Origin of the sequence: Rhodoblastus sp. (assembly GCF_019449565.1) — a bacterium.
Classification (GTDB): Bacteria; Pseudomonadota; Alphaproteobacteria; order Rhizobiales; family Beijerinckiaceae; genus Rhodoblastus.
In genome coordinates this window covers 83328-99157 of the sequence record NZ_JAGRPM010000038.1, presented here as the reverse complement: position 1 = coordinate 99157, position 15830 = coordinate 83328, and the positions used below count along the sequence as shown (strand labels likewise).

The following is a 15830-nucleotide window of genomic DNA, read 5'->3' as shown; positions in this document are numbered from 1 at the left end:
TCAGGTGTTGGGGGCCAGCGCCTTCTTCAACTCGACTATATTGTGTTCCATCATCGCAATGTAAGTGCCCGCCGGGCCGTCGGGCGGCGAAAGCGAATCCGAATAAAGGTCGCCGCCTATTTTCGCCCCGGATTCCTGACCGATGCGCTTCATAAGACGGGGATCAGAAATGTTTTCTAAGAAAACGGCGGGCGCTTTGTCACGTTTGATCTGGGTGATCAGCTTGGCGACGTCGCGGGCGGACGGCTCCGAATCGGTGGAGAGGCCCAGCGGCGCGATGAAGGTGAAGCCATAAGCCTCGCCGAAATAGCCGAAGGCGTCATGGGTGGTGATGATCTTGCGGTTTTCGGGCGGAATCGAGGCGATGGCCGCGCGGACCTTCCTGTCGGTCTCGTTCAGCGCGAGCTCATATTGCTGGGCGCGGGCGCGGAAAAAGTCGGCGTCGGCGGGGTCGGCGGCGATCAGGCCGGCGAGGATGTTTTCGACATAGATTTTCGCATTGGCGATGTTCTGCCAGGCATGGGGATCGACGCCTTTCTTGCCGTCTTCCTCGCCTTCTCGCGGCTTGACGCCCTTGGCTGCGACGACGATGGGGGCCTTGGCTCCGGAGGCCGCGATGAGCCGCGATATCCAGCCTTCGAGCGCAAGGCCGTTGACGACGATCAGCTTCGCTCCGGCGAGGCTCTGCGCGTCGGCCGGGCTCGGCTGAAAGACATGGGCGTCGCCATTCGGCCCGACCAGCGATTTCACCGCGACCTTGTCGCCGCCGATCTGACGGACAAAATCGGCCAGAATGGAGAAACTCGCGACGACCGGCAGCTTTTCCGGACCTTCCGCACGGGCGGCCAATGGTGAGAATGCGAGAAGCAGCATTAGAGCGCGGGTCAGGACTCTTTGCAGGCGCATGGTTGCATCCTATCCTTGGGGCATTATCTTCGCGCAGAGACTTGCGTATATTATAACATCCGTCAAGAGGGTCAGAATGGCGCCGGCGCCTTTGAACGAAACGCAGAGCCGCATCCGCGACCTGCTCGCGCAGGCCGAAAAGCCGCTTTCGGCCTATGACGTGATCGACGCCTTGCGCGAGGAGCTTGGCCGCGTCGCGCCGCCGACCGTCTATCGCGCCTTGCAAAAATTGATCGACGAGGGACTGGCCCACCGGCTGGAGACGCGCAACGCCTATGTCGCCTGCCGGGATTCAGGACATGGCTCGGGCCATTCCTGCGGCCATCGCCACCGCGCCGGCTTCATGATCTGCCGGTCCTGCGGCAAGACGCTGGAATTTGGCGACGAGGAAATCGAGACGCTGCTGTCTCGCGCGGCGGCGCGTGGGGGCTTCACGGCCGAGCGGGTCGCGATCGAGATTCAGGGCCTGTGCGGCGTCTGTACGTCAGCGTTTTCAAGCGAAGTGGGTACCGGTTCGCGTGAAGAAAACGCGTAAAAGCAAAAAAGTAGCGTCCCGATCCAATCGGATCGGGACGCTACCCTTCCAGATGCGAGCGAGGCGTGAGGCGGCGCAACAATCCGCCCGCCGGCCCAGCGATCAGCGATCCGACATAGAAAACGCCGCAGGCGAGGATGATCATTGGCCCGGAGGGCAGGCCCCAGTAAAAGGACGCCAGCAGGCCAGCATAGGCGCCGATCAGGCCGAAGCCAGCGGCGATCAGGATCATCCCGGTGATGTCCTGCGTCCACAGACGCGCGCTGACCGCGGGCAGCATCATCGCGCCCACGGCCAGCAAGGTGCCAAGCGCGTGGAAGCCGGCGACGAGATTCAGCGCGACGAAAGCAAGAAAGACCGCGTGGGTCCAGGCGCCCGCGCCGCTGACCGTCGCGAGAAAGCCGGGGTCGAGCGTGTCCATCACCAGCGGGCGATAGATCACGGCGAGACCGATCAGCGTCAGGCTGGCGATGCTCGCGAGCAGCAGCATGGTGGCGTCGTCGAGCGCGAGCACGCTGCCGAACAGCACATGCAGCAGATCGACATTGGAGCCGCGCACCGAGACGATGGCGACGCCGAGCGCCAGCGACAGCAGATAGAAGGCGGCCAGCGAGGCGTCCTCGCGCAAGGCGGTGGCGCGGGCGATGGCGCCGGAGCCGATGGCTACCGCGAAGCCGGCGACGACCCCGCCGATGGTCATGGCCGGCAGGGAAAGTCCCGCGACAAGATAGCCGATCGCCGCGCCGGGCAGGATGGCGTGGGCCATGGCGTCGCCGGAGAGCGACATGCGCCGCAAAATGAGAAAGACGCCGAGCGGCGCGCCCGCCAGGGCCAGCGCCATCGCGCCGACGAGGGCGCGGCGCATGAATTCGAAATCGAGGAAGGGGGCGACCAGCAGCGTGTAGAGCATGCGCCTCTTTAGCTTGCCCGCGCCGATCTGTCATCTTGGCGTAAAAGCGCGGCTTTCGCGCGATTCCCGCTGGACATTCGCCCGCCGGACCGCTTTACCCGCGCAAGAGCAGAGAGGAGAAAAACCCATGTCCGAGACGCGTGATTCCAATGGCGCCATTTTGAACGAGGGCGACAATGTCACCCTCATCAAGGATCTCAAGGTCAAAGGCTCGTCAACCGTGCTCAAGCGCGGCACGATGGTGCGGGGGATTCACCTGACCGACGATCCCGAGGAGATCGAGGGCCGCACCGACAAGGTCAAGGGCCTGGTCCTCAAGGCCAGTTTCCTGAAGAAGGCCTGAGCGATCGGCGCTGCGCGCCGATTCATCATTGCGTCAGATGCGCCGTCGCCACCGCCATTTTGAACATGGCCTGCATGGCGTTGGCGATGTCCTGCGGGGTCGAGGCCTTGAAATAGAAGTTCGGCGAGGCGCAGGATTTGAGAGAGGGCTCGATATACTGGATGTTGTTGTTCGCGGCGTGGTCCTCGTCGTTCCAGATCGTGGTCGGATTGGGGATCGGGACATAGGGGACGTAGAGCACGGCCAGAGTGATGCCGCGGTTCTTGATGGTCGTGCAATTGGTCGTGTCCAGGGTCGTGGCGTTGTTGCTGCCGCTCCATGAGCCGTTGTTCTGCTGATATTGGTTGTTTTGCGCGCCGTCGGTCACCATGAAGACGAAGGGGCGCGGCGAGGTCGCGCTGCTGCCGTCGCCGACCGTCGTGATGGTCGTGTTCATGGAGGGCAGAGCGTTCTCGAAATGCGTTCCGCCCGAGCCGAGTCCGCTCGTCGGCAGGTTGACGGTGCTTGAGCCATTGCCGTTGTCGATCAGCGCGGTCAGGCCGGCGGCGGCGTTCTTGACCGTCGTCAGATTGGTCGAGAGCGCCTGAAACGGCTGCATCCAGCGCACGAAGGGGTAAAGCCCGACCCCGAACTGGTTGGGAATATGGTCGGACGCCTCGGTGTCGATCGCCGTCTGGATCAATTGCTGCGTGGCGTAGGCGACGGCGTCGAGGCGGAGCTGGATGCAGGCTGACGTGCCGGGCGTCGGGCAATAGGTCACCGGCGTGTTCATGGCGTTGCCGCCATTGCGCGTGAGATTGTAGCCCTGACAGTAGACCGCCGCGGGAGCGGCTTGATTGGGGTTGTCGATGGCGGCGTTCTGGCAGGCCTTATAGGCGGTGAAATGGCAGGCGATGGTGCAGCCGCCGACATAGCCGGGAAAGCCGCTGAAGCGGTTGCGGTAATCCGGATTGATCGTCGCCAGCCGGTTGATCTCGGTGTCGGTCGAGGGAATGCCCATCGAAGCGGAGACATCGAGCAGCAGATAGAAATTGAGATAGCTTGGCAAGGTCAGCGCGGAGGACGCCGAGTGCGAGAGGTTCATGTTGGCGACATTGGCCAGCGAGCCGAACAGATTCGGCGACCTGGCCTGATAGCTGACATTGGTGGTGATGACCTGGCCGTTGCGCTGGACAGTGATTGTCGGCGCGCCATTGAGAATATTATAGCTCCGCCCGGCATTGGCGACGAAGGCTCTTTGCGCAGCGGCCTGGGCGTCGGTCATCATCTGGCTCGCGCTGGCGTTAGCGATATAATCGGCCTGGGCGGCGCTGAGCGCCGCGAGCGCCGCCGCGTCGGTCGCCGTGTTGAGCACGGACTTGGCGGAGAGGGCTCTGCCATAATCGAGCACCAGGCCCACGATGAGGAAAATTCCCATAAGGGCCAGGCCGAAGAACATCAGGACCGATCCCGAGCTTTCGCGCGAGAAGGCGCTCAGTTTCTGTCGAAGGATGCTGCGTTGCACGGCGTGTCTCCCTGTCGTGCTTTCTTACGGGGCGTCCGCTGGAAGGCCGCCTGGTCTCAAACGGGCAGAATAAAAGGGGAGTCCTTCAATTAGCCCAATAGATTGATTCAAATTTTAGCGGATCGCGGCTTGTCCCAAACTGACAAGAACGCTGCGGCCCAACTTCGCCGCGCGATTCGACAAGACGGCCTTCCAGTCCCACATTGCGGTTAACGATTCGCCCTTCGTTCGCTCAAGGCCAAGCTTTGTCCGATCCGTTCTCAGATGATGACGTTTTCCACCCGCGCCCCGGCGGGATTTCCGCGCGCGCTCTCGCCGGCCGGGGAGCGCCCGACTGGCTCACCGCGCTCAATCCGGAACAGCGCGAGGCGGTGGAGGCGCTGGATGGGCCGGTTCTGGTGCTCGCGGGCGCCGGGACTGGCAAGACGCGGGTTCTGACCTCGCGCATCGCCCATATCCTGGCTCTGGGCCGCGCGCGGCCGCATGAAATTCTGGCCGTCACCTTCACCAACAAGGCCGCGCGCGAGATGAAGGAGCGCGTCGCGGGGCTCATCGGCCCCGGTGCCGAGGGCATGGGCTGGCTCGGCACGTTCCACGCCATTTCCGCCAAAATCCTTCGCCGTCACGCCGAACTGGTCGATCTCAAATCCAATTTCACCATTCTCGACACCGACGACCAGATGCGCCTGCTCAAGCAGGTGCTGAAGGCGGAAAACATTGACGACAAGCGCTGGACCGCCCGCGCGCTGGCCTATCTGATCGACAATTGGAAGAACCGCGGCCTCGACGCCCGCCATGTCCCGGCGGGCGAGGCGCAGTCTTTCGCCAATGGCAAGGGCGCGGCGCTCTATACGCTTTACCAGGAGCGGTTGAAAATCCTCAACGCCGTGGATTTCGGCGATCTCCTGCTCGAATCCCTGCGCCTGTTGCGCGAGAATCCCGACGTGCTGCGCGAGTACCAGCAGCGTTTCAAATATATTCTCGTGGACGAATATCAGGACACCAACGCCGCGCAATATCTCTGGCTGCGGCTGCTGGCCCAGCGGAGCGATCCGTCCCAGCCGCAGAATCTGTGCTGCGTCGGCGACGACGACCAGTCGATCTATGGCTGGCGCGGCGCCGAGGTGGACAATATCCTGCGCTTTGAAAAGGATTTTCCTGGCGCCAAGGTCATCCGGCTCGAGCGCAATTACCGCTCCACCGGCCACATCCTCGCCGCCGCCTCCCATCTCATCGCCCGCAACCGCGACCGGCTCGGCAAGACCCTGTTCACCGACGGCGATTTAGGCGAGATGCCGAGCGTCGCTGGCGTCTGGGATTCGGAGGAAGAGGCCCGCGTCGTCGGCGAGGACATCGAGCAATTGCAGCGTCAGGGCGCTTCGCTGGATGACATGGCCATTCTGGTGCGCGCCTCCTTCCAGATGCGCGAGTTCGAGGAGCGTTTCATCAATCTCGGCCTGCCTTACAAGGTGATCGGCGGCCCGCGCTTCTACGAGCGGCTCGAAATCCGCGACGCGCTGGCCTATCTGCGCTGCGTCGCGCAGCCCGCCGACGGGCTGGCTTTTGAGCGCATCGTCAACACGCCCAAGAGGGGGCTTGGCGAAAGCACCCTGCAGACGGTGCATGAATTCGCCCGCCTGCGGCAGATTCCGCTGATGCAGGCGGCTCGCGCCCTGGTCGAGACGGAAGAGCTGAGGCCCAAGCCGCGCGGAACCCTGCGCGCGCTTTTGGCGGATTTTTCGCGCTGGGCGGCGCAGATCGAGCACAAGCCGCATTACGAACTGGCCGAGCAGATTCTCGAAGAATCCGGCTATACGGATTTCTGGAAGCAGGAACGCACGGCTGAAGCCGAGGGGCGGCTTGAAAACCTGAAAGAGCTGATCCGCTCCATGGAGGAATTCCCCGATCTCGGCGCCTTTCTTGAACATGTCTCGCTGGTCATGGACGTCGACAACAAGGATTCCGGCCCGCGCGTCTCGATCATGACCCTGCATGGCGCCAAGGGTCTGGAATTCGACACGGTCTTTCTGCCCGGCTGGGAGGAGGGGCTGTTCCCGCACCAGCGGTCGCTCGACGAAAGCGGCCGCGCCGGGCTGGAGGAGGAGCGCCGCCTCGCCTATGTCGGCGTGACGCGGGCGCGCCGCCGCGTGAAGATCATTTTCGCCAGCAACCGCCGCATTCACGGGTTGTGGCAGAGCACGATGCCGTCGCGCTTCATCGACGACTTGCCCGCCGATCACGTCCAGGTGGTGGACGAGGCGCGCAGCGGCGGCTCCTATGGCGCTTATGCGCAATCGCGCTTCGCCAATATCGACGCCTATGGCTCGCATGTCGAAACGCCGGGCTGGAAGCGGGCGCAAAGCCGCGCCGCCGCCGCTCCGGCGCAAGCATCCCGCGCGCCGAAAACAATCGAGGGCGAGGTTTTGTCCCGGTCGAATTCGGCGGGCAAATTCGCGCCCGGCGCGCGGATTTTCCATGTAAAATTCGGGCCGGGCTCGGTCGCGGCGGTCGATGGCGCCAAGCTCACGATTGACTTCGACAAGGCCGGCCGCAAACTCGTGCTCGATTCCTTCGTGGAGCTGCGCGGCTGACGCGGCGGGGTTTGGGCGAGCCATGCGCGATCTCTTGACCTATATCGGGATCGCTCTGATCGTCGTATTGAGCGCCGCTTTCGCCGCGCCTTTCGTGGTCGATTTCGATGCGATGCGTCCGCGCCTCGCCGAGGAATTGTCGCAGGCGGCTGGAGCGCGGGTCCGCTTCGACGGCCCCATTGCCCTGCGCTTCCTGCCGACGCCGCGTTTCAGCTCCGATAACCTCGAAGTCTTGGGCGAATTCGGCAGTCTGCGCGCCAAAAAAGCCGTGTTCGCCCTCGCCTTGCCAGCCTTGTTGCAGGGGCGGCTGCAATTTTCGCGCGCCCTGTTCGAGGACGCCGAAATCGCCCTCGATTCCGACAAGGCGCGGCGTCCCAAGGCGGCGGCGCTGCAATTCGACAATCTGATCCTGCGGCGCGCGCATGTGACCGTTTCGCGCGTCGGGACGACGGCGGTCGAGCTCTCGGGGCTGAATGTCACGGCGCAGATTCCGTCGCTGCAAGGCCCGTTCAGCGCACGCGGCAGTTTCGATCGGGGCGGCCAGCGGCTCGCCTTTTCCCTCGCATCGGACGTCGTGGCGAAAAATCTCCTGCCGCTGAAGGCCAGCCTGACCTGGCCTGGAGAGAGCGCAAAGCTGGACCTCGACGGCCGCGTCGATCTCGCCGTGACGCCTGCTTTCGAAGGCGAGGCCAAGGCGGCGGGCAAGGCCGCGCCCGGTCCCTGGACGGCGCAGGGCTCCGTCCTGCTCTGGCTCGATGGCGCGCTGGCGAAAGAGGTTTCAGCCCGTCTCGGCGACGGCCCGCTCGCGGACAAGGTTTCCGGCAGCGCCCGCTATGAGACGCGCAGCGGGACGCTCGGCCTCAATCTCGATGCGCCCAGCCTGTCTGGCCCCTGGGCGGAGTTTTTCGCCGCGCCCGCGCTGGCTGCGAAGGACCGCGGCGCGCCGCTCGACCTGCGCGCCAGCGTCGAGGCTCTGGATTGGCGCGGCATGGCCTGGTCGCAGGCGCAGATTTTCTGGCGCGCGGGCGCGCCGGCTCAGGTCCGGGCCGTGGGGCCGGGCGGCGCCAAACTCGAGATTTCCGCCGCGCTGGACAAGAGCGGCTGGCGGGGCAGGGCGCAGCTGAAGGCCTCGGATTTCACCGCCTTCGCCGCCGCCCTGCGCGAGGCCGCGCCCGTAGCCAGCCAGGCGCTGGCGGGCGCCAATCTTCACGCGTTGGACATAGGCGGCGAATTCGCGGCGTCTCCCGGCGAGTGGGCGCTGACCAACGCCAGCCTCGCGCTGGACCGCGCGCGGCTTTCCGGTGAAATCCGCTTCCGTCCGGAACAGGCCGATGCGCGCCCGCTGCTGTGGGCGCGGCTGTCCGCCCCGGCGCTCGACCTCGACCTCGGCCCCGATTTCGCGGGGACGCGTTTCGACGGACTCGATCTCGACCTGTCGCTGGAGGCGCAGACGGTCAAATCCGCGCGGGCGGGCGTGCTGTCGGGCGAGGGCGGGCGCATCAGGGCGCATCTGTTGCGCGCGGGCGAGGCCACGCGGCTGGAGCGGCTGGAGATACGCAATATCGGCGGCGCCGATCTCACCGCTTCCGCCGCGTGGGGCAAGGATTTTTCGGGCCTTCAGGGCGAGGCGCGGCTGAAGGCGGGCGAACTTGGGCCGCTGGCGCAGGCTCTGGCGCGGCTCTGGCCCGGCGCGGCCGGCAAGGCGCTGGCGGCGCGGGCGAAAAACCTGTCGCCCGCCGATCTCGCGGGCAAGGCGGGCGACGGCGGCTTCACGCTCAGTGGAACGCTCGGCGCGACCAAGCTCGCGGCTTCTTTCGTTCCTGCGGCGGGCGGAAAACGCGATGTCGCGCTCGAACTCACGGCGCCCGAGGCGAGCGCGCTGCTCAACCAGTTCGGCGCGCAGACGGTCTGGACTCAGCGGCTCGGCCCGGCGCGGGTTTCCGCGCGGACGCAGGCCGATCCGTCGCGCGACGGCGGGCAGAACGTCACGGCCTCCGCCGATCTCGCGGGGCTGCGCGCGGAATTTCGCGGCGCGCTCGCGGACCCGGCGGGCGATTTCTCCGTCGCTGGCGACGCCACGCTTTCGGGCGACGCCGGCAAGATATTGAGCGGCTTTTCCGCCGCGCCGACGGCATCCGCGCCTTTGCGTCTTGCGGCGCGCGCGGCCTGGCGCGACGGCGGCCTGACACTGCAAAGCCTCAATGGCGAATGGGCTGGCGCCAAGCTGTCTGGCGATCTCTCCGCAGAAGGAGAAGGGCTCAAGGGCGCGTTGCGGCTCGACCGCCTTTCTGCGCCGGCGCTCGCGGCGCTGGTGCTTGGTCCGCCCGCGCCGGTCAAGGCCGGGGCCTTGTGGCCAAGCCTGTCCTTCGCCCCGGTGATTTTCGATCCGCCGCGCGCAAGGCTGGCGATCGAAACCGCCGATTTGCAGCCCTTTGGCGCGCGGGCGCGCTTCGATCTCACGCTCGGGCCCGGAGAGTTGTCGGTCGCACAGGCCGTCGTCGAGGGCTTCGGCGGCGTCATTGGCGGCGGTCTGAACCTGCGGCGCGAAGGCGCGCAGGTCACGCTGAGCGGCGAGGCGAAGGGCGAGAATCTCAATCTGAAAAATTCGGCTCTTTCGGCGCGGCTCGGCTTCAAGCTCAATTTCGCGGGCAATGGCGCCAATGCCGCCGCTTTGGTCGGATCGCTGGCCGGGGATGGCGCCGCGCGGCTGCTCGACCTCGCCATAGAGGGCGCCGCGCTGCGCGCGCCGGATCAGGCTTTGGCTGCAAGCGAGGCGAATGAAGCGCCCTTCGACGCCAAGGAGGTCGCCCGAAGCCTTGACGCGGCTTTTGCGCGCGAGGCCCAGCGGCGAAGCGAGGCGAATTTCACGTTCCGTCTCGCGGGCGGGCAGGCGGCCTTCACGCCGGCCGACGCGGGCGCGCAGGGGCTAGAAGCCGGGTTCGATCTGCGCGACGCCAGCTTTTCGCTCGCTCTTTCGTCCGCCGCGCAGGAGCTTCCGGAGGGCTGGGATGCCCCTGCGCCGCGCGGCGCTGTGGTTTGGAGCGGGCCATGGCGCATGCCGTCCCGCCGCGTCGATGCGACCTCTTTCGTCAATGCGGTCGCCATGCGCGCGCTGGATCGCGAACATGCGCGGATCGAAATGCAGAAACGGCAGGATCTGGAAAGGTTGAGGGCCATTTCGGCGCAGCCGGCTGTTCCAGACGCTCCGGCCCAGCCCGCGCCAGCCGCTACCGAGCCTTGAAGCTTCAGCCGCGCGTCGCCTTGTCGCGAAAAGCCTGCAAAATATGCACGCGCAGGGCCGATGAGAGATTGGCCTCGCCGCGTGTTGCGTCGATTTCCGCGACCAAAGCCGCGACCGACAGGCCGCGCTCGCGCGCCTGCTCGCGCAGGGCGTCCCAGAAGGCGGATTCGAGCGAGATGCTGGTGCTGTGGCCGGCGATGACCAGCGAATGTTTGCGCATGCGGCCCGGAGCCTCGCGCGGCGCCGGCGATGCGGTCATTTGGAATCGCCAGACTCGGGTTTGATTTCGGCTTCGAGGCGATGGCCTTCGAGCCGACGTTCGGCGAGGCTCTTGGCCTTTTCCGCGAACTGACGCTCGGCCTTGCTCAAGCCAAAACGGACGCGGTTTTCCTGGGCCTGCTCTTCGTCCTTGCGGCGCGCCTGGGCCTTGCGGGCGCGGCGGAAATTGACGATGTCTCCCATGGTCAGGCCTTCCTGCCGCGTTCAGGTCTTCTTGCGGAATGCGTCAATCGAGACGACTTTCGATTCCTCGCCGGAAGCGTCCGGGGCGGCTGCCTTCGACGCCTTGCCATCGTCCTTCGCAGTATTCTTCGCAGCCTGGGTCGGTTCGGCGGCGGGAGCGCCGGTGGCGGGAATCACGTCGGGCTCGGAGGCCGCGCCGCGCAATTTCGGCTTGGCGGCTTCGGGCGCGGGGACCGGACGCGGCCTGTTGGCGGCGGGGCCGACAATGGTTTCCTCTTCGTCTTCCAGATCGTCGTCATCATCCGACTGGGGTTCGAATTTCAGGCCGAATTGCACGGAGGGATCATAGAAGCCGGAGATGGCGTCGAAGGGGATGTGCAGCTTCTCGGGAATGTTCTTGAAATGGAGCCCGACTTCGAAGGACTCGTCATCGACCCGCAAATCCCAGAACTGGTATTGCAGGATGATGGTCATTTCATCGGGATATTGCTCGCGCAGCCGCGACGACAGGTTCACGCCCGGCGCATTGGTCCGGAAGGTGATGTAGAAATGATGCTCGCCGGGCAAGCCGTCGCGCGCTGCGTCGGCCAGAACCTTGCGGACCACGCCGCGCAGCGCGTCCTGAACCTGAAGATCGTATCGAATCAAATCGGTCGACATTGACGGCGTCGCATCTTTCGCTCGCCGGGCCGCAGTGTCAGAGGGCGACGTCCAGGTGACATCCGGCCTCGCCGCCGCGCGCGCCGGCATGAAGGAAGTGGAGGCTTCTGTTGCCAGGCGCCTCCGAGCCCCGCCTGAAACGGCTAAGCCTCAGGACTTTAATTTCGGTACTATCACCGCATTACGCAGCGACGGCCACCGGAGCATAGTTGTCATTGGCAACTATAGGTTTGACCCGATAACGGCGGTATCATGCCGGGCAAAAGAAGACCCTTTACACCCTCGTCGATCCTATTTCGCCCCCGCCGCGGCCCGCCTGATCACAGACGGGCCGGGGTGGAGGCGCCGGGTACCGCCCCCGGGTCCGAAAGGCTTATTCCGATCCCAATTTATCACCATAGCCGCCCGAGGGCGGCAGGGAGAATATAGAGAAGCCGCCCCTCCGGCGAAAGGGGAGAATTGGAAATTCTGCCCTTTCATCCCTTTTGATTGCTCGCGAACCCCGGCGAAGTCCGCTGGACCCCTTGCCGCCTTGGCGTGGGCGCCGCAATCTGTCGAGAGCCAGACCCGCAAAAAGCGGGCGGAAATGACGGAACTCAGGGGGAAGGCATGGAGGAGAACGCCCAGGCGGCGGCGGGGGAGTCCGGGACTCGCGTTCGGCGCGAGGTGGTCGTCCGCCAGCTGCAGAAGGACGATATTTTCAATTCTCTGGTCGCCGGCTGGGACGACTTGAAAGCCGCGCCGAAATACGGCCTCACCGTCGGCTTGCTGCACACGCTTTGCGGCTGGATTGCGATCTTTTTCGCCAAGCTTTCCGGCTTGAACTATTTCACCTATCCCTTCCTCACCGGCATCGCGCTGGTGGTGCCCTTCTCGGCGGCTGTGCTCTATGAAGTCAGCCGCAGGCTGGAGGTTGGCGAGCCGCTCTCATGGGGCGCGGTGCTGCGTTCCGTCAAGACCAGCGGCGGACGCGATCTTGGCTGGATGTGCCTTATCTCGCTGTTTTCCTTCATCCTCTGGATTGATTATTCCTTCTTCCTCTATCTGATGTTCTATGGCGCTCATATGCCGGACCCCGCCCAGTTCGTTCAGGAGGCCTTGTCCACGCCCAAGGGCATCACCTTTATCCTGGTCGGAAATGTGATCGGCGGCGGCATCGCCTTTGTCGTTTTCTCGATCTCGGTGGTGTCCTGCCCGCTGCTGCTCGACCGCGATGTGGATTTCGTGACGGCGATGATCGCCTCTGTGAAATCCGTGCTGATGAATCCCTGGCCGTTGCTGGCCTGGGCCCTCCTCATCGCGCTGTTTCTGGCTTTCGGCCTGTTGTCCGGCCTGCTGGGGCTGACTCTGGTGCTGCCCTTGCTCGGCCACGCCTCCTGGCATGTGTACAGGAAGCTCATCGAGCCCTGAGCGGGTTTCCTCGGCGCGCCGAATCGCTAAACTGCCGGTCCGAAACGGCGGAGCCTCGGCCGCGTGCGCCGATGGAAGTGAGTGACGCATGTTGAACCGCCACCCCGAATATCAATATCTCGAACTGCTCCAGCAGGTTCTGGAGCATGGCGATCGACGCATTGACCGGACCGGCGTCGGCACGCTTTCGATTTTCGGCGCGATGGCGCGCTTCGATGTCGGGTCTTATGCGCCGATCCTGACGACCAAGCGGGTGTACTGGAAAACCGCGATCAAGGAGATGCTGTGGTTTCTGACGGGCAAGACCAATATTCAGGCGCTGCTCAAGGAAAATGTGCGGATCTGGACGGATTGGCCGCTCGCCCGCTATCGCAAGGAAACCGGCGAGAACGTGAGCCAGGACGTTTTCGAGAAACGCATCGTCGAAGACGACGCCTTCGCCGCGCGCTGGGGCGATCTGGGGCCGGTCTATGGCAAGCAATGGCGCCGTTGGCAGGGGCCGGACGGCCGCGAATTCGACCAGATCGCGGGTGTGATCGACGCCTTGAAGAACAACCCGACGAGCCGGCGCATTTTGTTCCACGGCTGGAACGTCGCGGAAATCGATCAGATGGCCCTGCCGCCCTGCCACATGGTTTATCAGTTTCACGTATCCAAGGATAAGCTCTCCTGCCTCTTGTTCCAGCGCAGCGTGGACGTACTGCTCGGGAACCCCTTCAACTGGGCCGCTGGCGTCGCGCTTCAGGCGATGATCGCGCAGCAATGCGATCTGGAGCTAGGCGAATTTGTCTGGGTCGGCGGCGACGTTCATCTCTATCTGAACCATCTGGATCAGGCTCGGCTGCAACTAACCCGCGAGCCCCGGCCGTTTCCAAAGTTGATTCTCAAGCGTCGCGCGGCGAGCATCGACGACTACGGGATCGATGATTTCGAAGTCGATGGCTATGATCCGCATCCGCATATTGCGGCGGACGTCGCGGTCTGACTCGGCGTTCACTTGCTCGTCGCGGCGGTTGAATATTGAACTGGTTTATTCCGCCAGTTCACGCATGACCTTGACGAGATCAGACTTGCCCTCGAAACCAATGCCCGGAAGCTCCGGCATGACGATATGGCCATTCTCGACCTTCACGCCATCAGGGAATCCGCCATAGGGCTGGAACAGGTCGGGATAGCTCTCATTGCCGCCGAGGCCGAGGCCCGCCGCGATGTTGAGCGACATCTGTTGGCCGCCATGCGGGATGCAGCGGGATGGCGACCAGCCGAATTGATCGAGGACATCGAGGGTGCGCAAATATTCGACCAGGCCATAGGACAGGGCGCAGTCGAACTGGAGGTAATCGCGATCGGGCCGCATGCCGCCATAGCGCAAGAGGTTGCGCGCGTCCTGATGCGAGAACAGGTTCTCGCCGGTCGCCATGGGACCGGGATAGAATTCGGACAACGCTGCCTGCAAGGCATAGTCGAGCGGATCGCCGACCTCTTCGTACCAGAACAGCGGATACTGGCGCAGCATCTTGGCGTAAGCGATGCCGGTCTCAAGGTCGAAGCGGCCGTTCACATCCACCGCGAGCTGCGCCTGGTTCCCGATTTCGGCAAGCACCGCCTCGATGCGTCGTTGATCTTCCTTGATCGGCGCGCCGCCGATCTTCATCTTGACGACGTTATAGCCGCGATCGAGGTAGCCACGCATTTCAGCGCGCAGGGCGGTGTCGTCCTTGCCGGGATAATAGTAGCCGCCAGCCGCATAGACGAAGACGCGCGGATTGGCCTCGCGGCCCTTCTGCTCGGCGAGCATGCGAAACAGCGGCTTGCCGGCGATCTTCGCCGTGGCGTCCCAGATCGCCATGTCGAGCGTGCCGACCGCGACCGAGCGCTCGCCGTGACCGCCCGGCTTTTCATTGGTCATCATCGCCGCCCAGATCTTGTGAGGGTCGAGGTTGTCGCCGGCCTCATTGAGCAGGCTCGCGGGCTCGGCCTCCAGGATGCGGTTGCGGAAGCGCTCGCGGATGAGGCCACCTTGTCCATAGCGTCCGTTCGAGTTGAAGCCATAGCCAACCACCCGGCGCCCGTCCTTGACCACGTCGGTGACGATGGCGACGAGGCTCGCGGTCATTTTCGAAAAGTCGATATAGGCGTTGCGGATGGGGGAGGAGATTGGCTTGGTGATTTCGCAGACATCAACGATACGCATATTGGTCCCCTTTGGATGTTGACTTGGATGGCGGCAGGCCGCGCCTGCCGCCGGTTGCCTAGGTAGCGAGCTTGGAGATCAGTTAATTCTGGACACCCCTTCAGGGCCAATGCCATGTTCGGTTCAGGTCATGCGCGAACGGCATGGGGCGCGATTTCGATTTATGGAACTCGACTGGCTCAAGGATTTTCTGGCTTTGGCGGAGCTGAGAAATTTTTCGCGCGCCGCCGACGCCCGCAATGTGACGCAACCCGCCTTCAGCCGGCGCATTCGCGCGCTTGAAGACTGGATCGGCGCGCCGCTTTTCGTGCGTGGCGCGCAAGGAGCGGTCCCGACTCCGGCGGGGCTTTATTTCCAGCCGCTTGCCTCCGACCTGTTGCGCAATCTGAACCGGATCAGGCGCGACACCCGCGCCGTGGACGAGAGGGAGACGCTATCCCTGTCGATCGCCGCGACCCATGCGCTATCCTTCACGTTCTTTCCGGGCTGGATCCGTAAGCACATGCGCTTCGAGGCTTTCGGCGCACTCAATCTCGTCTCCGACAGCATGGAAGCCTGCGAAGAGATCATGCTCGGCGGCGAGGCGCATTTCCTGTTGTGCCACGCGCACCGCGAAGCGCCGACGCGATTCGACGCCGAACGCTTTCCAAGCGTCCATGTCGGCGACGACATGCTGGTCCCATTGTGCGCGCCTGACGGCGAGGGTCATCCGACTTGGCCATTGCCCGGAACGCCAGAGCGGCCGACGCGGCGACTCGCCTATAGCCACGCCTCGGGCCTGGGCCGAATCCTGGCGGCGCATCCCACGGGAACGAGTGAAATCTTTCACGTCGAGACCGGCTTCACCTCTCACCTCGCCGCCACCTTGATGACGATGGCGCGCGAGGGTCACGGGGTCGCCTGGTTGCCGCAAACTCTGGCCAATGAGGATATGGCCCGCCGACGTCTCGTCCGCGCTGGTCCCGAACAGTTCGACATTCCGCTCGAGATTAGGCTGTTCCGGTCGCTTGAATGCCGCAATCGCGCCGCCGACGAACTGTGGAACAGCATCGGCGGCGCATGACCTTTCGCCGC

Annotated in this window: 14 protein-coding genes and 1 other RNA gene; 7 read left to right on the top strand and 8 right to left on the bottom strand. The window is 64.3% G+C overall.

Going from position 1 to position 15830, the window contains the following annotated elements; all coding sequences use genetic code 11:
- A complete protein-coding gene (locus QZ409_RS09025) occupies positions 1-906 on the bottom strand; it encodes a metal ABC transporter substrate-binding protein (RefSeq protein ID WP_296709652.1) in 906 nt (301 codons plus the stop codon).
- Positions 907-982: 76 nt separating this feature from the next.
- Between QZ409_RS09025 and QZ409_RS09020 the strand changes: the two genes are divergently transcribed.
- The gene (locus QZ409_RS09020; RefSeq protein WP_296709651.1) at positions 983-1441 is read left to right on the top strand and encodes a Fur family transcriptional regulator; all 459 of its coding nucleotides are present in this window, start codon (positions 983-985) and stop codon (positions 1439-1441) included.
- Between the two features lie 40 nt (positions 1442-1481).
- On the opposite strand, the gene QZ409_RS09015 is transcribed toward QZ409_RS09020, so the two are convergent.
- Positions 1482-2351 carry a metal ABC transporter permease gene (locus QZ409_RS09015; protein ID WP_296709650.1) on the bottom strand — a complete coding sequence of 290 codons (870 nt, stop codon included), beginning with the start codon at positions 2349-2351 and terminating at the stop codon, positions 1482-1484.
- Between the two features lie 127 nt (positions 2352-2478).
- Here QZ409_RS09015 and QZ409_RS09010 point away from each other — a divergent pair, with 127 nt between their 5' ends.
- A complete protein-coding gene (locus QZ409_RS09010; protein ID WP_296709649.1) occupies positions 2479-2694 on the top strand; it encodes an alkylphosphonate utilization protein in 216 nt (71 codons plus the stop codon).
- Between the two features lie 25 nt (positions 2695-2719).
- Here QZ409_RS09010 and QZ409_RS09005 read toward each other — a convergent pair whose 3' ends face one another.
- Entirely contained in the window at positions 2720-4198 is a 1479-nt protein-coding gene (locus QZ409_RS09005) for a pilus assembly protein TadG-related protein (RefSeq protein WP_296709648.1), read from the bottom strand.
- Between the two features lie 245 nt (positions 4199-4443).
- Between QZ409_RS09005 and QZ409_RS09000 the strand changes: the two genes are divergently transcribed.
- Together QZ409_RS09000 and QZ409_RS08995 are read left to right on the top strand one after the other, a co-directional pair.
- Positions 4444-6789 (top strand): UvrD-helicase domain-containing protein, encoded by a 2346-nt coding sequence (locus QZ409_RS09000; protein WP_296709647.1) that lies wholly within the window; start codon positions 4444-4446, stop codon positions 6787-6789.
- Positions 6790-6811: 22 nt separating this feature from the next.
- Entirely contained in the window at positions 6812-10030 is a 3219-nt protein-coding gene (locus QZ409_RS08995; protein WP_296709646.1) for a hypothetical protein, read from the top strand.
- Between the two features lie 4 nt (positions 10031-10034).
- Here the strand turns inward: QZ409_RS08995 and QZ409_RS08990 are convergent, their stop codons facing one another.
- From QZ409_RS08990 to ssrA, 4 genes are all read right to left on the bottom strand, one after another.
- Positions 10035-10289, bottom strand: a complete 255-nt coding sequence (locus QZ409_RS08990; protein WP_296709645.1) for a ribbon-helix-helix domain-containing protein — start codon at positions 10287-10289, stop codon at positions 10035-10037.
- Complete coding sequence (locus QZ409_RS08985) at positions 10286-10492, bottom strand: DUF4169 family protein (protein WP_296709644.1); 207 nt, start codon at positions 10490-10492, stop codon at positions 10286-10288. The genes QZ409_RS08990 and QZ409_RS08985 overlap by 4 nt, the downstream gene beginning before the upstream one ends.
- 21 nt (positions 10493-10513) lie before the next feature.
- Positions 10514-11152 carry a ClpXP protease specificity-enhancing factor SspB gene (locus QZ409_RS08980; protein ID WP_296709640.1) on the bottom strand — a complete coding sequence of 213 codons (639 nt, stop codon included), beginning with the start codon at positions 11150-11152 and terminating at the stop codon, positions 10514-10516.
- A 96-nt stretch (positions 11153-11248) separates the two neighbouring features.
- Positions 11249-11607, bottom strand: a transfer-messenger RNA (tmRNA) gene (gene ssrA, locus QZ409_RS08975).
- A gap of 154 nt (positions 11608-11761) precedes the next feature.
- Between ssrA and QZ409_RS08970 the strand changes: the two genes are divergently transcribed.
- Together QZ409_RS08970 and thyA are read left to right on the top strand one after the other, a co-directional pair.
- On the top strand, positions 11762-12562 hold the full coding sequence (locus QZ409_RS08970) for a DUF2189 domain-containing protein (RefSeq protein WP_296709638.1): 801 nt from the start codon (positions 11762-11764) through the stop codon (positions 12560-12562).
- An 88-nt stretch (positions 12563-12650) separates the two neighbouring features.
- The gene (gene thyA, locus QZ409_RS08965) at positions 12651-13547 is read left to right on the top strand and encodes a thymidylate synthase (RefSeq protein WP_296709634.1); all 897 of its coding nucleotides are present in this window, start codon (positions 12651-12653) and stop codon (positions 13545-13547) included.
- A 45-nt stretch (positions 13548-13592) separates the two neighbouring features.
- Here thyA and QZ409_RS08960 read toward each other — a convergent pair whose 3' ends face one another.
- Positions 13593-14756, bottom strand: a complete 1164-nt coding sequence (locus QZ409_RS08960) for a mandelate racemase/muconate lactonizing enzyme family protein (RefSeq protein WP_296709629.1) — start codon at positions 14754-14756, stop codon at positions 13593-13595.
- Positions 14757-14919: 163 nt separating this feature from the next.
- On the opposite strand from QZ409_RS08960, the gene QZ409_RS08955 reads away from it, so the two are divergent.
- Entirely contained in the window at positions 14920-15819 is a 900-nt protein-coding gene (locus QZ409_RS08955; RefSeq protein ID WP_296709627.1) for a LysR family transcriptional regulator, read from the top strand.
- Positions 15820-15830 lie beyond the last annotated feature (11 nt).

Bases quoted from the DNA above. Each gene is read 5' to 3' on its own strand.
- QZ409_RS09025 (WP_296709652.1), bottom strand. From the start codon at position 906: ATGCGCCTGCAAAGAGTCCTGACCCGCGCTCTAATGCTGCTTCTCGCA.
- QZ409_RS09020 (WP_296709651.1), top strand. From the start codon at position 983: ATGGCGCCGGCGCCTTTGAACGAAACGCAGAGCCGCATCCGCGACCTG.
- QZ409_RS09015 (WP_296709650.1), bottom strand. From the start codon at position 2,351: ATGCTCTACACGCTGCTGGTCGCCCCCTTCCTCGATTTCGAATTCATG.
- QZ409_RS09010 (WP_296709649.1), top strand. From the start codon at position 2,479: ATGTCCGAGACGCGTGATTCCAATGGCGCCATTTTGAACGAGGGCGAC.
- QZ409_RS08995 (WP_296709646.1), top strand. From the start codon at position 6,812: ATGCGCGATCTCTTGACCTATATCGGGATCGCTCTGATCGTCGTATTG.
- QZ409_RS08990 (WP_296709645.1), bottom strand. From the start codon at position 10,289: ATGACCGCATCGCCGGCGCCGCGCGAGGCTCCGGGCCGCATGCGCAAA.
- QZ409_RS08985 (WP_296709644.1), bottom strand. From the start codon at position 10,492: ATGGGAGACATCGTCAATTTCCGCCGCGCCCGCAAGGCCCAGGCGCGC.
- QZ409_RS08980 (WP_296709640.1), bottom strand. From the start codon at position 11,152: ATGTCGACCGATTTGATTCGATACGATCTTCAGGTTCAGGACGCGCTG.
- QZ409_RS08970 (WP_296709638.1), top strand. From the start codon at position 11,762: ATGGAGGAGAACGCCCAGGCGGCGGCGGGGGAGTCCGGGACTCGCGTT.
- thyA (WP_296709634.1), top strand. From the start codon at position 12,651: ATGTTGAACCGCCACCCCGAATATCAATATCTCGAACTGCTCCAGCAG.
- QZ409_RS08960 (WP_296709629.1), bottom strand. From the start codon at position 14,756: ATGCGTATCGTTGATGTCTGCGAAATCACCAAGCCAATCTCCTCCCCC.
- QZ409_RS08955 (WP_296709627.1), top strand. From the start codon at position 14,920: ATGGAACTCGACTGGCTCAAGGATTTTCTGGCTTTGGCGGAGCTGAGA.